Annotated in this window: 1 protein-coding gene; it reads left to right on the forward strand. The window is 33.2% G+C overall.

Translation table 11 applies throughout. The features are described from left to right. Positions 1 to 395: 395 nt before the first annotated feature. Positions 396 to 686: a GIY-YIG nuclease family protein gene (locus ACVC5O_RS11625; protein ID WP_452221651.1), complete on the forward strand. Its 291-nt coding sequence runs from the start codon at positions 396 to 398 to the stop codon at positions 684 to 686. The last annotated feature ends 423 nt before the right edge of the window (positions 687 to 1,109 follow it).

The raw sequence follows: 1,109 nt of genomic DNA on the forward strand, positions 1-1,109 counted from the left end.
GATTTGTGAAGCATGAGCAAATTGTATCGAGAAGCTTAAAAATAATAATCACTCATAATTGTTCTCGATACACTTCTCCTAACGTCGAAGCACTCGAACTGACGTAAAGTGATTACTCAAAACTTAATATCAATATTACACGTCTTACTTCCGCTTCGTCACTTCGAGTGATTTGTGAAGCATGAACAAATTGTATCGAGAAGCTTAAAAATAATAATCACTCATAATTGTTCTCGATACACTCCTCCTAGCGTCGAAGCACTCGAACTGACGTGTTGTGATTACTCAAAACTTAATATCAATATTTCACCTCTTATTTTCGCATCGTCACTTCGAGTGATTTGTGAAGCATGAACAAATTGTATCGAGAAGCTTAAAAATATGTATATTTAAAAATGAAATTGTCTTATGTATACATTTTAGAATGCTCTGATAATACTTATTACACAGGAGTTACGTCAAATTTAAACAAACGTTTAATAGAACATAAATACGGAAAACATCCTGAAAGTTACACTTACTCTAGACGACCAATTCATCTTAAATTTTATGCAGAGTTTACAGATATTAATATTGCTATTTCAACAGAAAAACAAATAAAAAAATGGTCGAAAGCTAAAAAAGAAGCAGTTATAAATAATGAGTTTGAAAACCTTCCTAATTTAGCAAAGAAAAAATTTGATTGAGTTTTTATTTGTTTATGGGTTCTCGATACACTTCTCCTGCGTCGAAGCACTCGAACTGACGTAATGTGATTACTCAAAGCTTAATATCAATATTTCACCTCTTATTTCCGTATCGTCACTTCGAGTGATTTGTGAAGCATGAACAAATTGTATCGAGAAGCTTTTAATCAACAATTACTCATAGCTGTTCTCGATACACTTCTCCTAGCGTCGAAGCACTCGAACTGACGTAAAGTGATTACTCAAAACTTAATAACAATATTTCACCTCTTATTTCCGCATCGTCACTTCGAGTGATTTGTGAAGCATGAGCAAATTGTATCGAGAAGCTTAAAAATAATAATCACTCATAATTGTTCTCGATACACTTCTCCTAACGTCGAAGCACTCGAACTGACGTAAAGTGATTACTCAAAACTTAAT

This window comes from Lacinutrix salivirga (assembly GCF_053604675.1).